This is a genomic window from Rhodococcus oxybenzonivorans (genome assembly GCF_003130705.1).
GTDB classification, from domain to species: Bacteria; Actinomycetota; Actinomycetes; order Mycobacteriales; family Mycobacteriaceae; genus Rhodococcus_F; species Rhodococcus_F oxybenzonivorans.
Map to the genome: position 1 here is coordinate 5,442,447 of NZ_CP021354.1, position 14,523 is coordinate 5,456,969.

The 14,523-nt window shown below is 66.2% G+C and carries 12 protein-coding genes; 6 read left to right on the forward strand and 6 right to left on the reverse strand.

Features of this window, described 5'->3' with window-relative positions; translation table 11 throughout:
* Nucleotide 1 precedes the first annotated feature (1 nt).
* Together CBI38_RS25375 and CBI38_RS25380 are read right to left on the reverse strand one after the other, a co-directional pair.
* Nucleotides 2–925 carry an alpha/beta fold hydrolase gene (locus CBI38_RS25375; RefSeq protein WP_109335349.1) on the reverse strand — a complete coding sequence of 308 codons (924 nt, stop codon included), beginning with the start codon at nucleotides 923–925 and terminating at the stop codon, nucleotides 2–4.
* A 49-nt stretch (nucleotides 926–974) separates the two neighbouring features.
* On the reverse strand, nucleotides 975–1,589 hold the full coding sequence (locus CBI38_RS25380; RefSeq protein ID WP_109333238.1) for a TetR/AcrR family transcriptional regulator: 615 nt from the start codon (nucleotides 1,587–1,589) through the stop codon (nucleotides 975–977).
* An 86-nt stretch (nucleotides 1,590–1,675) separates the two neighbouring features.
* Between CBI38_RS25380 and CBI38_RS25385 the strand changes: the two genes are divergently transcribed.
* The 3 genes from CBI38_RS25385 to CBI38_RS25395 all read left to right on the forward strand — a co-directional run bounded on the left by CBI38_RS25385 (nucleotide 1,676) and on the right by CBI38_RS25395 (nucleotide 5,061).
* Nucleotides 1,676–3,031, forward strand: coding sequence for a cytochrome P450 (locus CBI38_RS25385; RefSeq protein WP_109333240.1), 1,356 nt, complete (start codon nucleotides 1,676–1,678; stop codon nucleotides 3,029–3,031).
* Nucleotides 3,032–3,067: 36 nt separating this feature from the next.
* A complete protein-coding gene (locus tag CBI38_RS25390) occupies nucleotides 3,068–4,225 on the forward strand; it encodes an alkaline phosphatase family protein (protein WP_109333242.1) in 1,158 nt (385 codons plus the stop codon).
* Between the two features lie 74 nt (nucleotides 4,226–4,299).
* The gene (locus CBI38_RS25395; RefSeq protein ID WP_109333244.1) at nucleotides 4,300–5,061 is read left to right on the forward strand and encodes an HNH endonuclease family protein; all 762 of its coding nucleotides are present in this window, start codon (nucleotides 4,300–4,302) and stop codon (nucleotides 5,059–5,061) included.
* On the opposite strand, the gene CBI38_RS25400 is transcribed toward CBI38_RS25395, so the two are convergent.
* Nucleotides 5,062–5,709 (reverse strand): DUF3060 domain-containing protein, encoded by a 648-nt coding sequence (locus CBI38_RS25400; protein ID WP_109333246.1) that lies wholly within the window; start codon nucleotides 5,707–5,709, stop codon nucleotides 5,062–5,064.
* A 139-nt stretch (nucleotides 5,710–5,848) separates the two neighbouring features.
* Nucleotides 5,849–6,868, reverse strand: a complete 1,020-nt coding sequence (locus CBI38_RS25405; RefSeq protein WP_109333248.1) for a beta-ketoacyl-ACP synthase III — start codon at nucleotides 6,866–6,868, stop codon at nucleotides 5,849–5,851.
* Between the two features lie 285 nt (nucleotides 6,869–7,153).
* Between CBI38_RS25405 and CBI38_RS25410 the strand changes: the two genes are divergently transcribed.
* From CBI38_RS25410 to CBI38_RS25420, 3 genes are all read left to right on the forward strand, one after another.
* The gene (locus tag CBI38_RS25410) at nucleotides 7,154–8,269 is read left to right on the forward strand and encodes a DUF4185 domain-containing protein (RefSeq protein WP_109335350.1); all 1,116 of its coding nucleotides are present in this window, start codon (nucleotides 7,154–7,156) and stop codon (nucleotides 8,267–8,269) included.
* Between the two features lie 56 nt (nucleotides 8,270–8,325).
* A complete protein-coding gene (locus CBI38_RS25415; protein WP_109333250.1) occupies nucleotides 8,326–8,949 on the forward strand; it encodes a class I SAM-dependent methyltransferase in 624 nt (207 codons plus the stop codon).
* Nucleotides 8,950–9,031: 82 nt separating this feature from the next.
* Nucleotides 9,032–10,867: an acyl-CoA dehydrogenase gene (locus CBI38_RS25420; protein ID WP_109333252.1), complete on the forward strand. Its 1,836-nt coding sequence runs from the start codon at nucleotides 9,032–9,034 to the stop codon at nucleotides 10,865–10,867.
* A gap of 106 nt (nucleotides 10,868–10,973) precedes the next feature.
* Here CBI38_RS25420 and CBI38_RS25425 read toward each other — a convergent pair whose 3' ends face one another.
* Together CBI38_RS25425 and CBI38_RS25430 are read right to left on the reverse strand one after the other, a co-directional pair.
* Nucleotides 10,974–11,969, reverse strand: coding sequence for a hypothetical protein (locus CBI38_RS25425; protein ID WP_109335351.1), 996 nt, complete (start codon nucleotides 11,967–11,969; stop codon nucleotides 10,974–10,976).
* 143 nt (nucleotides 11,970–12,112) lie between these two features.
* Nucleotides 12,113–14,314, reverse strand: coding sequence for a VanW family protein (locus CBI38_RS25430; protein WP_109333254.1), 2,202 nt, complete (start codon nucleotides 14,312–14,314; stop codon nucleotides 12,113–12,115).
* Nucleotides 14,315–14,523: the final 209 nt, after the last annotated feature.

Genomic DNA, 14,523 nt, shown 5'->3' on the forward strand with positions numbered 1-14,523 from the left:
GCTACGGCGCGGACGAGTTCGCCTCGCGCGCGTCCCAGATGTCGAGCAGCGACGTGAGGATTTCCTCGGCCATGCCTAGCCCGCCGAGGTGACTCTCGCCGCGCATCGTGTGAAACTCGGCATCCGGCAACATCGACACCATGTGCTCCCCGTGCCGGTGCGGGATGATGTGGTCGCAGTCGCCGTGCCACCAGCGGACCGGAGTCTTCACCTCGTTCACCCGGAACCCCCAGTCCCGCGCGAACAGCACCAGGTCGGCGAAGGGTGCACTGAGCTGCTTGCGGCCACCGTTGAGCAGGTCGTCGAGGAACATCGCCTTGAACTCTGGGCGGGCCAGGAGGCGCCGGTCCCCCTCGGGCGACAGCCGCCCGTACAGGTCGATGATCGGGGATGCGAACGGCCTGGCCAAGCGGATGACGGAACTGGCCACCAGCCCGATGGGGATGCCGCCGGCCGCCAACGCCGGCGCTGCCAGCACCGCGAGGTCCATGAGCCCGCTGCGGATGGCGTCCGGCCCCTGCGTGGGCGCGACTCCACCGAGAATGCCGACGGCAACCACGCGGTCGGGCATCGCGTATGCCGCGCCCAGCGTGTAAGGGCCACCGCCCGACAGCCCCACGATGGCCATCTGGTCGATTCCCAGGGTGTCGGCGACGATACCCAGGTCCTCGGAGAAGTCGAGTACCGATTCGTACCGGAAGGACGTCGACGAACCGACACCCGGCCGGTCGATGCCGATCAGCCGCAGATGGTGCTTCTCCGCGAACGCCCGAGCCTCGGTCGGGACCTGACGGCGCGCGCCCGGGGTGCCGTGCAGCCAGATGACCGCACGACCCTGGGCGGCTCCGAACTCGGCGAAACCGATCCGTCGTCCCTCGCGTACGGCTACTGTGCCCTCCAACTGTGGGCGTGCGATATCGACCATGCGCACAGCTTCGCACGTGACCCCGGTCACGATTTCGACCAGGTCCCGGTCAGCGGTGGGCGGTGGATGTGAACTGGTAGGTCGCCGCGTCGACGATCTGTTCCGGCGACACCTCGATCTCGCCGTTCAACCACGCGGTGATCAACTCCGATAACCCACCGACGAACAGCAGGGCGGTGATCTCGTCCTGCGGCGACGACCACGCGCGGTCCCCGTAGAGCGCCTTGGACTCTTCTGCAACCATCGACGCGAACGCGCGCAGCAACTGACGGCGTCGTGTGCGCAGCGGTTCGGCACCCGCCGATTCGATGATCGACACCCTCCCCTTCCGCGGATCCTCCGTGAGAATCTCCACGAACGTCGCGATCGCCGCTCGCGCGCGCACTTCGGGATCTCCGGTGACGGTCTGCAGGGTGGCGTGCGCCGCCACCCGCACCTCCTCGGCGATCCCCTCGATGACCTGTACCAGCAGATCGTCGCGACTGCGGAAGCTCTCGTAGAAATATCGTTCGGTCAGTTTTGCCTCTGCACAGATCGCGGTCATGGTCGCCTTGTCACCGACCGTCCCGAAGACCTGCAACCCGGCTTCCAGCAGCCGTGCACGGCGATCTGCAGCCCGCTCCTGCGAACTTCTGCCGCGGTACTGCCGCGCCGGCTGAGTCATTCCTCGATGTTGACAGACCGTCCGGTGTGACGCACACTACACACAACTGACAGAGCGTCCTGTCACATCCTCGACGAGGAGAGCCGATGCCCAAGCTTCTTGCTCCCCCACCTCCCGACAGCACCCTGAGTCCCATCGCCGGTAACGCCGGACTTCCCATCATCGGACTGGGACTCGACTACATCCGCGACCCCATGGGACTGCTCGAAAGCCGCTGGGAGCGGTACGGGCCCGTGTCGTGGCTGAGCATGGCGGGCAAGCGGTGGGTCACCGTCATGGGGCCGGACGGCTGCCAGACGGTGCTGCAGAACAAGGACCGCGCGTTCGCCAACGGTGACGGCTGGAGCGTGCTCATCGGCCCGTTCTTCCACCGCGGCCTCATGCTTCTCGACGGCGACGAACACCTCGCCCACCGGCGAATACTGCAGCAGGCATTCACTCGCGAACGACTGTCCCGCTACACCGAGGCACTGCACCCCGCCGTCGAGGGTGCGCTGGACGGTTGGCACCCGCGGGCAGGCTTCGCCGCGTACCCGGCGTTGAAGGAACTGACGCTGGATCTGGCCACGAGCATCTTCATGGGCGGCGCCGAGGGGTCGTCGCACCAGGAGATGGTCGAGGTCAACAAGGCCTTCATCGATTGCGTCCAGGCTGCCACCTCCGTGGTTCGCTTCCCGTTGCCGGGCACTCGCTGGAAGCGTGGAATCGACGGGCGAGCACGCCTCGAGAAGTTCTTCCGCCGATACCTGCCGGCCCGCAGGGCCGGCACGGGCGACGACCTGTTCACCACGCTGTGCCACATCGAATCCGAAGACGGAGAACGGTTCAGCGACGACGACGTCATCAACCACATGATCTTTCTGCTGATGGCTGCGCACGACACGTCCACCATCACGCTGTCGACGATGATGCAGTACCTGGGTCAGTATCCGGAATGGCAGGAGCGATGCCGTCGGCAGTCGGCGGCGCTGGGAACGTCCACGCCGAGTTACGACCAGCTCGACGAGCTCACCGACCTCGACCTCGTCATGAAGGAGTGCATGCGGCTGGTGCCGCCCGTCCCGGTGGTGTCCCGGCGGGCGGTCAAGGACACGGAGGTGCTGGGTCGCTACATTCCACGGGGCTCGTACGTGTCGGTGGTCGTGCACTTCACCCACCACATGGCCGAATACTGGCCCGATCCGGAGAAGTTCGATCCCGAACGTTTCGCACCCGAGCGACGGGAAGACAAGATTCACCGATACGCCTGGGAGCCTTTCGGCGGGGGTGTGCACAAATGCCTCGGTATGCATTTCGCCGGCGCCGAGATCAAGACGGTCATGCATCACCTGCTCCAGCGCTTCGATTGGCAGGTCGATCGCGGATACCGCGCGCCGCTCAACTACACCTCCCTGCCGTACCCCTCCGACGGGCAACCCGTCGACCTTCGTCACCGGCTGTGATCACGGCGGGCGCCGTCCATCCCGCATAGTGGACCCATGACCACTACGGCGCCTGCGCTCGACGTGTACTCGCAGCCCACTCTGTCCACCCTGATGCCGTCCGTCCTGGCCTCGCTCGGGGTGGCGGGTGAAGCGAACCCCCTCGAGCTGCCGGACAGCCGGCACACCGTCGTGCTGCTTCTCGACGGGTTGGGCTGGAACGCACTGAATCAGCATCGAGACCACGCGCCATTTCTGTGCAGTCTCGCGGGCCGGCCGATTCGAGCCGGGTTTCCCACCACGACGGCAACCAGCATCGCTTCCCTCGGCACCGGATTACCGTCGGGCAGTCACGGCATCACCGGGTACCAGTCATACGTCCGTGAGGTTTCGGGCACGCTGAATTGGTTGTCGTGGCGGGCGGGGCGCCGAGGCGACGAACTCGCACGCCTCGTCCCCGAGGTCGCCCTGCCGACACCCACTGTGTTCGAACGCGCTGCGGCAGAAGGAGTTCGGTGCGCCAACGTGCTACCGGCAAAATTCGACGGGTCCGGTCTCACCCGAGCGGTGCTGCGCGGTGGAACCTTCACCGGCATACATGCGTACGGTGATCTGATCGCGCAGGTGATCACCGCCTCCCGTACCGGCGACCGCACCCTCACTTACTGCTATCTCAGCGAAATCGACACCCTCGGACACGTGTACGGTCCGGGATCGGAGTCGTGGACACAGCAAGTGGCCATCGTCGACGCACTCGTCGAGAATCTTGCCCGCGCCCTCGCGACCGTGCCCGGGAATCCCACTCTGTACATCACCGCCGATCACGGCATGGTCACCGTGGACGACGTCGACAAATTGGACTTCGATGCGGATTCGAGGTTGTCGGACGACGTCATCGCACTCGCCGGCGAGCCCCGGTGCCGGCACGTGCACACCCGGAGCGGAGCCGCCGGCGACGTGGCAGCACGTTGGCGGCAAGCACTCGGCCCTCGTATGTGGATCGGCACGAGAGACGAGGCGATCACTGCCGGGCTGTTCGGCCCCGCCGTTCGATCCGACATCGCCGGGCGTATCGGTGACGTCGTGGCAATCGCACTGGACGGTGTCGCGGTGGTGCGGCGGAAGAAGGAGTCGCGATTGTCCGCCCTTCCCGGTCAACACGGCGCACTCACCGACGACGAGTTGCTGATTCCCCTGCTGCACACCGCTGGTTAGTCCCGGGTCGGCCACCGGCACTGCGGGCCACTCCTGGTAGAAATAGCGAACGCTGTTGAATCCAGGAGACATTCATGCCCCGCACTGCGGTACCGAATCATCGCACCATCATCTCGACCGTCAGAAGCAGGTGGCCCTGGATCCTCGCCGCCATCGCCGTCATCGTGTTTGCAGCAATGCTGGCCCCGCAGTCCGACGACACCCTCGCCGCAGGCACCGGCCCGCCCATCCTGCCGGAAGCCACTGACGCACAGCAGATACAAACGGCGTTCGCACAGTTGGCAACACTCGAAGTCAAGGGCCGCGCCCCCAAGACCGGATACGACCGGGAACTCTTCGGCAGCAGCTGGACCGACAACGTCTCCGTCGAACTCGGCCGCAACGGCTGCGACACCCGCAACGACATCCTGCGACGCGACCTCGTCGACATCACCTCTCGGGATCGCACCCGAAACTGCGTGGTGCAGTCCGGGACGCTGCGAGACCTGTACACCGGCAGCGTCATTGCCTTCACCCGTGGCCCGAAGACGTCGGACGCGGTGCAGATCGACCACGTGGTCGCGCTGTCCGACGCGTGGCAGAAGGGCGCCCAGCTCCTCGACGCCCAGACACGGGCCGACCTCGCGAACGATCCGCGCAACCTCCAGGCGGTGGACGGTCCCACGAACCAACGCAAGAGCGATGCGGACGCCTCCACCTGGCTGCCGCCACTGAAGAACTACCGATGCACCTATGTGGCCCGGCAGGTGGAAGTAAAAGCGGCATACCGCCTCTGGGTCACCCCAGCCGAGCGCGACGCCATGGCCGGTGTGCTCACCGAGTGCGGCGCGCGGTGACTACTGCCCCGGTGCGGTGAGCCGGTTCTCCGAGCCCGAGTCGGACACCGGAGCGGCGGCACCGGACTCCCAGTCCACCGAGTTGTTCGACCCGGTCAGCTCCACACTGTCCATCTCCTGTGCGCGCACGAAGTTGTCGTTGCCACTCACCGTCGTCACACCCGAGTCGTCCACGGTGATCGAGTTACCGCTGCCGGCGACCGAGATCCGCCCCGCCTGCTTACCCACCACTGTCACACCGTTGCCCTGCACCTCGATGGCCTCCACCGTCTCGATGTTCGCACTGTTGGTGCGCCCGGCGACGGTGAGAGTGCCGGTGCGGCCGCCGATCACGTTGGTGTCCTGGCCACGGATCAGCACGGCGTCCGAGCTGCCGATGTCGGCCGACACGCCGTTGGCCTCGATCGTGACCGTGCCGCATTCTCCGTCGAGCACGATGCCCGCCCCGTCCCGGTTGACGACGACATCCCGGCCGGCACAGTCACCACCGGCGTTCAGCTCGACAGCCGAATCTCCGGACGACGACGCCGCGCGGTCGTCCGACGCCACGTTTCCGCAACCGGTGAGGCACACGGCGCCGACCGTCAGAAAGACGGAAGCGGTCAGAACCGGCACACGGATGCCACCGCCCTGCCGTGTCACGTTCATCGATCCCTGCCTCCTCGTCCCGGACCCCTGCCTTCTTCTCCCGGACAGGGGGTGTCACACTCGCAGAACTAGCCGGCAGTGACCTCGCCCGAAACCTCGGAGCCACGAGTACACCGCGGCCCCGAGGTCGGGTACAGGATCAGCTCTTCGGGAGGGCCGGCATCGTCACGACCTGAGCGGCATACGACAGCCCGGCCCCGAACGCGAGAAGCAGGGCAGTGTCGCCCGGCTTCGTGTCGCCGGACTTCAGCATGGCCTCCATCGCCAGGGGTACCGAGGCAGCGGACGTATTGCCGCTCTCGGCGATGTCGTCGGAGACGGGAACACTCTCCGGCAGCTTCATGCTGCGAGCGATGACCTCGGTAATCCGCGAATTGGCCTGGTGCGGGACGAATGCGTCGAGGTCGTCCACGGTCATGCCGGCCTTCTCGACCGCACGCAGTGCCACCTTGCCCATCTCGAAGGCGGCCCAGCGGAATACCGCGGTTCCGGCCATCTTGATGTACGGGCGAGTGGCGCCCGGCGTCGTGATGTATTCGTACCAATCCAGGTCCTGCACGATGGCGTCGGCCTGCGAGCCGTCCGACCCCCACTCCACCGGTCCGATACCGGCGACGTCACTCTTGCCGACCACGACGGCGCCCGCGCCGTCGCCGAAGATGAATCGGGTCGAGCGGTCGGTGGGGTCGGTGGTGATGCTCATCTTCTCGACGCCCACCACCAGGGCGTAGTCGATGGAACCGCCACGGACCATGTCCGACGCCACGGCCAGGGCGGTGCAGAACCCCGCGCAACCGCCCCCGAGGTCGAAAGCGCCCGGGCCGTTGGTCCCCAGCGCGTCGGCGACCACCGCGGCGGCGGGCGGTGTCAGCAGGAGGTACGTCGACGTGGCGACTATGACACACCCGATCTGCTCGGGAGCGATACCGCTCGCCGCGATCGCCTCGCGGCCCGCGGCGATCGACATCGTGACCACGTTCTCGTCCTCCGCGGCGAAGCGGCGATTGCGGATGCCGGAGCGGGACTGGATCCACTCGTCATTCGAGTCGATCAGCTCACAGATCTCGTCATTGGTGACGACCCGTTCCGGCCGGTACACGCCGAGCCCGAGAAGGGCGGACTGCCGACCTCCGGTCAGGGTGGCAATCTGCTTTCCCATCGATCGATCTCCTCATCAGGTCCCGCGTCGTCTCCGCGCGGTGTGGACTTGCTCGTTCCACACGTTACGTCGGCACCGCCCCAGCGGGTAGCACCGGTTACTGTTACTCGTCGGTAACCTCAGGCCGTCGTGTCCGGACAGAAACGAACTCGCTACTCGAAGCGACACTTCGGTGGGACCCGACTTGCTAGACTTCCTTCGATTTCCGGCAGTTGATCACCGGTAGGGGGAAGGGTCCCACGGACCCGGGGAAGCCGCCTGCTGCTAGAGATGGAGTACCACTTCGTGAAGCGCACCACAGCCCTTGCCGCAGCGTCCATCGCCAGCGTCGCCGCGTCGTTGATCGCCTTCGCCGTACCGGCCGCGGCCAACCCGAACGTCGTCAACCCCATTCCAGGGCTCAACGGCACCAACGGTATCCCGCATCTCACCGGCCGTACCCAAGCCGTTGCCCAGCAGACCGGCCTGCTCAGCCCGAACCGCACCCAGGACGCCAACGTCCTCGGCACCGACCTCGGCATCATGTGGGACAACGGCCAGGGGCAGGTCCTCACCGCGTTCGGTGACTCCGCCGGGCTCGGGCTGCCCAACCTGCTGTCGGGCAGCATCTGGGCGTGGCGCAGCAGCACCCTGTTCCGCAGTTCCGACGGCATCCTTTCCGACGGCATGAACTTCGACAGTTCGCCGCGCGACATCTTCGGGCAGTCCAAGGAACTCGTTCCCAGCCCCAAGATCCCGTTCGTCGAGATCAGCCGCATCCCCACCGCAGGTGTCGCCGTGGGCAACACCCAGGTGATGAGCATGATGTCGGTGAAGAACTGGGGTCCCGCGGGAACGTGGGACACCAACTATTCCGGTCTCGTCTACTCGCACGACAACGGCGAGAACTGGACCGTCGCACCCGAAACTCAGCGCCCGAACGTCGGAGGCAACGCCAACTTCCAGATGAGCGCGTTCGTCAAGGGCGGTGGCTTCGTCTACCAGTACGGAACGCCGGCCGGCCGCGGCGGACTCGTCCACGTCGCTCGCGTCCCCGAGGCCCAGATCATGGACCTCGGCGCCTACGAGTACTTCGACGGCGGCAAGTGGATCAAGGGGAACCCGGACGTCGCCAGGCCGATCGTCGCCGGAGGCGTCGGTGAGTTGTCCGTTGCCTACAACGAATACCTCGGACAGTTCCTCATGCTGACCACCGACCACAACAACTCCGTCGTGATGCGCCGCTCCCCCTCGATCACCGGACCATGGAGCGGACCCGAGACCCTCGTCGACGCCCGCGAACTCCCCAGCGCGTACGGCGCGTACATCCACCCGTGGTCGTCCGGTCCCGACCTCTACTTCCTCACCACGGTGCACAGCAACTACAACGTGCTGTTGATGCGCACCACCTTGACTCCCTGAGTCCCGAGTCGTTCCACGTTTCCTCCATGGCCCCGACGCGCACTAGCGTCGGGGCCATGGACGCATCTGACTGGGACGAACGGTATGCAGACAGCGAACTGGTGTGGGGTGCGCCACCCAACGCCGTCGTGGTCGAGCAGGTCACCGCGCTCAACCGGGGTCGGGCGCTCGACCTGGCCTGTGGGGAGGGCCGCAACGCGCTGTGGCTCGCCACCCGCGGGTGGGAAGTGACGGGGCTCGACTACTCCGCTGTCGCGATCGACAAGGCCCGGCGAGTGGCGGCCGAAGCACCCCGCTCGGTGCGTGAACGGCTCGACTACCGCGTCGCCGATGTCACCGAATCCGACTTCGGCACCGAGTACGACCTCGTCCTCGTCATCTACCTCCATCTGCCGCCTGCGGAGCGTCGCAAGGTTGTGAACCGCGCCATATCCGCGTTGAAACCTGATGGAATCCTCATGATTCTGGGGCATGACGCCGTTAACTTGTCGCAAGGAGTCGGGGGGCCTCAGGATCCCGAAATACTGTTCACCCCAGAGGATTTGACGACCGAGCTGAATGGGCGCGTCGACATCGATCTTGCAGAACGGCGCTTCCGCGAGACGGATGCAGGAACCGCGATCGACGCGCTCGTTGTGGCACACCGCCCGAGTCTTGGCAGTCGGGATATTGGGGCGTAATATCGGCGATGTTACCGACGAGTAATAACTTGGGCGGTACTTACTGATAGACCGCACCATCTCACTGGGAGAGACAGAAGACATGGGCCATTACAAGAGCAACGTCCGCGACCTGGAGTTCAACCTCTTCGAGGTCCTCGGTCTCGAGCAGCCGCTGAGCGAAGGCGTGTGGGGCGATCTCGACGCCGACACAGTCCGCAACATGCTCAGCGAAGTTGCTCGCCTCGCCGAGGGACCGCTGGGTGAGGCGTTCGCCGACGCCGACCGCAACCCTCCGGTCTTCGATCCCGAAACCCACACCGTCACGCTGCCGGAGTCCTTCAAGAAGTCCTTCCGCGCACTGTGGGACGCCGAGTGGTTCCGCATGGGCATCTCCGAAGAGATCGGCGGCGTTCCCGTCCCCCGCTCCGTGGTCTGGGCCATCGGAGAGTTGATCCTCGGCTCGCAGCCGGCCGCGCACATGTACCAGGCCGGACCCGCGTTCGCGGACGTGCTGTTCCACAACGGCACCGAAGAGCAGAAGAAGTGGGCCGCCACCATCGTCGAACGCGGCTGGGGCGCCACCATGGTCCTCACCGAGCCCGACGCCGGATCCGACGTGGGCGCGGGCCGCACCAAGGCGATCAAGCAGGACGACGGCTCCTGGCACATCGAAGGCGTCAAGCGGTTCATCACCTCCGCAGACTCCGACGACCTCTTCGAGAACATCTTCCACCTCGTTCTCGCCCGCCCCGAGGGCGCGGGACCGGGCACCAAGGGCCTGTCCCTGTTCTTCGTCCCGAAGACGCATTTCAACTTCGAGACCAACGAGTTCGGTGAGCGCAACGGCGTCTTCGTCACCAACGTCGAGCACAAGATGGGCCTCAAGGTGTCCACCACGTGTGAGGTCACCTTCGGCGGCCACGGCGTCCCGGCCCAGGGCTGGCTCGTCGGCGAGGTCCACAACGGCATCGCGCAGATGTTCGACGTCATCGAGCACGCCCGCATGATGGTGGGCACCAAGGCAATTGCCACCCTGTCGACCGGTTACCTCAACGCGCTCGACTACGCCAAGGAACGCGTCCAGGGCGCCGACCTCACGCAGATGACGGACAAGACCGCCCCGCGCGTCACCATCACGCATCACCCCGACGTCCGGCGCGCCCTCGCCATGCAGAAGGCGTACTCCGAGGGCCTGCGCGCCGTGTACCTCTACACCGCCGCACACCAGGACGAGGCCACCGCCAAGCTCGTCTCCGGTGCCGACAAGGACCTCGCGTTCCGCATCAACGACCTGCTGCTGCCCATCGTCAAGGGTGTCGGCTCCGAACGGGCGTACCAGTACCTGACCGAAAGCCTGCAGACCTTCGGTGGCTCCGGCTTCCTGCAGGACTACCCCATCGAGCAGTACATCCGCGACGCCAAGATCGACTCGCTGTACGAGGGCACCACCGCCATCCAGGCGCAGGACTTCTTCTTCCGGAAGATCGCTCGCGACCGCGGCGTGGCACTCGCCCACGTCTCCGGCGAGATCAAGAAGTTCATCGACAGCGAGGCAGGCAACGGTCGCCTCAAGGCGGAGCGCGCACTGCTCGCCACCGCGCTCGACGACGTCCAGACCATGGCCGCCACCCTCACCGGCTACCTCATGGGCGCCCAGGAGCAGCCGTCCGAGCTGTACAAGGTCGGACTCGGTTCCGTGCGTTTCCTCCTCGCCGTCGGTGACCTGATGATCGGCTGGCAGCTGCTGCGTCACTCGGAGATCGCGATCAAGGCGCTCGACGAAGGCGCGTCGGACAAGGACAAGGCGTTCTACGAGGGCAAGGTCGCCATCGCGTCCTTCTTCGCCAAGAACGTCCTCCCCGAACTCACCGCCATCCGCGGCATCATCGCGAACATCGACAACGACATCATGGAGCTCGACGAAGCCGCGTTCTGATCGGCTGTAGCTTCTGGTTTCCGCAGACGCACCCCTTCTCCGCACACGCACCGCTTTCCGGACCTTATTCCGGGTGCGTCTGCAGAGGAGGGGTGCGTTTCGATGCTCACACAGTGCGCAACGTCAGCTGCCGCGGCGCAGGCAGCGCCGAGGGCTCAACCCTTCCCGACGGTGGAAGCGATGCGCCTCCTCGTGCGAGGACCCGCCGGATGCGAGCAGCGAGCCGAAGAGGATCACCCAGGTCTTCCCATGTCCATCGGACCATCTGGAAGCCGAGCTCTCGCATCGCATCTTCGCGCCGTTTCTCGTCGAACACCGCGTCGCCCGGTTGTTGACCAGCTTTCAGCAACCGGGCGTATTTCACGAGTCCGTCGAATTCGCCCAGGAACGCCGAGCTCTCGATGTAGAAGTCGACGCGGCCGAGGATTCTGTCGTCGTATCCCCGAACCACACCCTGCTGCGATGGCGAGGGAAGCCCCATTGCCGCGAACATCACTCGACTGCGGGATTCCCCGACACTTTCGCTGTATCCGGTGAGAAAGTGCACCACACGGCGGGCAGCACTCACACCCTTCCGGCCCTGAGCAGATGCGAGTTCGCATTCCAATTCGTCGCGCCTGATACCGAAGGTCCGAACGGCCGCGTCTCCGGTCACAACGGCCTGCTCGAATGGGAGCGTACGGCCGAGATCCACGATCATCCGTGACGGAGTGGTCACGAGGTACCCGTCCACCTCCACTACTTGGTCGTTCAGTGACGAGCAATGCACCGCCACACGGTTCTTGATACGCCCGCCACCCTGGCGATTTCTGGTGAAGTGCACCCGATCGAGTGGCGTTCTCCACACTGGTAATCCGTATACGACAGCTGCCGATTGGTGACTCAGTACTGCGTCCCGCGACATTCGGGGAACTGCGGCGTCGATCAGAAGCCGGTGACGTGCTTCGGGCGTCGCACGCTTGAACGCCGGTTCGACGAGATACGCGCCGGAACCGAGCCGTCGCCACTCTCCTCGCGAGTAGCGGCGCCGTATCTCGTCGTCTGTGAAACCGGCCGCTAGTGCGTCCCGCCTCAGGATCAACTCCGCCGGATCGTGTTCCATAGCGATGATCCTCGCGGGCGCACAGTTCAGCCGCATTACCGATCTTCGATCTGTGGACAACTCCCGCACAGCCGCACCCCTTATCGGCTTCCGCGTACGAAATGGGGCGCGAGAATGAGTGCGCTTGCCCAGAAGGGGTGCGGCTACTCGCCGTCGTCCGGGTCGGGCTTCGGCGCCGGAGACGGGGTGGCGGATGGAGAGGTGGGGGCCGCCGCGGGGGTGCGATCGTCGGGCTTGGGGGCGGGGACAGGTTCGGGTGCTTCGCACTTCACGATCGGCACGGGGTCGTAGCGCACGGTCCGGGTGTTGCGGGAGATTTCCCGGCCGGTGGCGCGGTCGGTGATCACGCGGGTGTCGCTGGCGGTGAAGCCGGGCGCGCCGCTCGACGGGATGCAGTGATCCCCGGCGGGCAAAGTGACCGTATCGGGAGTCGTGGGTCTGGTGCGATTGCCGGTGATCGAGTCGACGTCGACGGTCTTCGTTCCCCAGAACCTGATCGTCAGTTCGGAACTGCCGCCGATCGCCTGGATCATGACCCCGGTCTTCGCCGTGTTGCGGAACTGGAGATCGATGGCCCCTTCGAAGACCGTGGCCTCCCGCGCCTCCGGATAGCGCGATATGTAGTAGGAGTGCTCGGTGTGCGCGACGTCTTCCATGCCGGCGAAGTAGGCCGCGTTGTAGAGCGTCGTCGCCACCTGACTGACACCGCCACCGACGGCCGTGTCGGGGCGGCCGTTGTTGATGATCCCCGACTCCACGTAACCCTGAGCGGCTCCACGCGGACCGGTGTGTCCGTTGAGGGAGAACGTGTCGCCGGGCTTGATCAGCGCACCGTTGATTTCGCTGGCCGCCAGCCTGATGTTGGTACCCGAAGCCGCGGAGAAGCCGCCGGTGGTGAATTCGCTGATCACCTCGTTGACGCCGAGGGCTTGCGCCGCCTCGGTGGTCAGGGCCGGCGGGACCGGGCCGTACACGGCCGGGGTGGTGTGCGAACCGGGAGTCGCGAGGAGCTGCGGCAATGTCTCCAACGTTTTGGGCCACTGGATCAGGTCACCGACGACTGCGGGAACGACGCGGGGCGATCCCCCGTCGAGCGTGATCGTGGCGTCCTTGGGCATGATCTCCGTCGAGACGAGCTGCGGCGCGAGTATTCCGATCGCAGCGTCGACGTTGTACTCGGGCGTCAAGCCACCGTTCCCGTCCGGGCGGAATCCGAGCACGGCGCCGATCTGCTGCCGTGGCAGGGTGGCGACCGAGCCGTTGCGGCCCGGGACGACCAGGTCAGCGGAGGCGGCCGGCACCGCGATCTCGTCGAGCGCCCTCTGGACGCCCTCCTTGGTCACGGTTACCGGCACCGCGTCGACGGGCAACTCCACCGGGCCGCCGAACGCCCAGTTCTCCACGATTGCCGCCTCGGCGCCCTCGCCGTTCAGGTTTTGGCCCGCGGATGGGTCGACGGGGACAGGTGTGGGCCCCTCGAACACCACCGTTCCCTCGCGGGAGGCTCGGTCGGTGCGGGACCGCAGGTTGTCGACGGCAGCCGCTAACGCGGACTCGTCCCGCGTCGACGCGACACCGATCTCGTCGGAGGTGAAGAACGACGCCATTCGGGTGAACGGATTGAGCGGCTGGGCATCAGCCCGGTCGAGCGTGGCCTGCCAGTCGACATCGAGTCCCGCCTGGGCAGGCACGAGCTCGGCGAATACGTCGCCGGCCTTCACCGACACCGGCTGATTCACGCGCGGCCCCACCTGCGCTTGCAGGATGGCTTCGGCGTCGGCGCGGGACGAACCGCCCACGTCGACCCCGGCCACCGTCACTCCGCGCGGCAGCTTCCCGGACGACATCGCGAGGTCGGCCGCGTAGGCGATACCGATAATCGCGAAGACACCACCGATGACCGCGGCGATCTTTCCCCACCGGGGCCCCTTCGGACCACCCGCGTCGAGGGGCAGAACGGCGGGGGGCGGAGCGGCGGGGGGTGGGACGTCGCCGGTCGGTTCTCCACCCGCCGGAGGCGCCGCTTCCGGCGGTGGAGGAGATGCGGGCGCGAGGACCGTCGGTTCATCCGCCGGACCTGCCGTGTACGCCTGTGTCGGCCCGCTCGCGGCGTCCGGTGTGATCACCGGGATCACCTGCGTCTCGTCCTCGTTGGGCGCAGGTTCCACCCACAGCGGTTCGGGGCGTGATGCCAGATCGCCGAGGTCCAGTCGAGTCGTGGGCGCGTCGTCGTCAGCGCTCGGCGGTGTGGGCTGAGGGTCGGGCGAAACCGGGTTCTCGGGAGCAGCATCAGGCGTCGACCGTTGGGGTGCTGCGCTCCCTGCTTCGCGGTCTTCGTCGTTCACCGTGGCCCTCTCACCGAGTATCTTCGTTGCCGGCTTCAGCTTGCCGTCGGCGCTCGGTGCATTTCAAGCGGCGTCCGATTTCAGCGATCTCCGGTCCGGACCCCCCACGACAGACTACCGGCCGCCGAAAATGCAGGAGCCCCGCGCTGCTGCCAGGTCGGGGGTCAGGCAGCAACACGGGGCTGATGGGAGTATCGCCAGCTAATCTC

Excerpts from the sequence above, each read along its gene's own strand:
- CBI38_RS25375 (WP_109335349.1), bottom strand. The coding sequence starts at position 925 with ATGGTCGATATCGCACGCCCACAGTTGGAGGGCACAGTAGCCGTACGC.
- CBI38_RS25380 (WP_109333238.1), bottom strand. The coding sequence starts at position 1,589 with ATGACTCAGCCGGCGCGGCAGTACCGCGGCAGAAGTTCGCAGGAGCGG.
- CBI38_RS25385 (WP_109333240.1), top strand. The coding sequence starts at position 1,676 with ATGCCCAAGCTTCTTGCTCCCCCACCTCCCGACAGCACCCTGAGTCCC.
- CBI38_RS25390 (WP_109333242.1), top strand. The coding sequence starts at position 3,068 with ATGACCACTACGGCGCCTGCGCTCGACGTGTACTCGCAGCCCACTCTG.
- CBI38_RS25395 (WP_109333244.1), top strand. The coding sequence starts at position 4,300 with ATGCCCCGCACTGCGGTACCGAATCATCGCACCATCATCTCGACCGTC.
- CBI38_RS25400 (WP_109333246.1), bottom strand. The coding sequence starts at position 5,709 with ATGAACGTGACACGGCAGGGCGGTGGCATCCGTGTGCCGGTTCTGACC.
- CBI38_RS25405 (WP_109333248.1), bottom strand. The coding sequence starts at position 6,868 with ATGGGAAAGCAGATTGCCACCCTGACCGGAGGTCGGCAGTCCGCCCTT.
- CBI38_RS25415 (WP_109333250.1), top strand. The coding sequence starts at position 8,326 with ATGGACGCATCTGACTGGGACGAACGGTATGCAGACAGCGAACTGGTG.
- CBI38_RS25420 (WP_109333252.1), top strand. The coding sequence starts at position 9,032 with ATGGGCCATTACAAGAGCAACGTCCGCGACCTGGAGTTCAACCTCTTC.
- CBI38_RS25425 (WP_109335351.1), bottom strand. The coding sequence starts at position 11,969 with ATGGAACACGATCCGGCGGAGTTGATCCTGAGGCGGGACGCACTAGCG.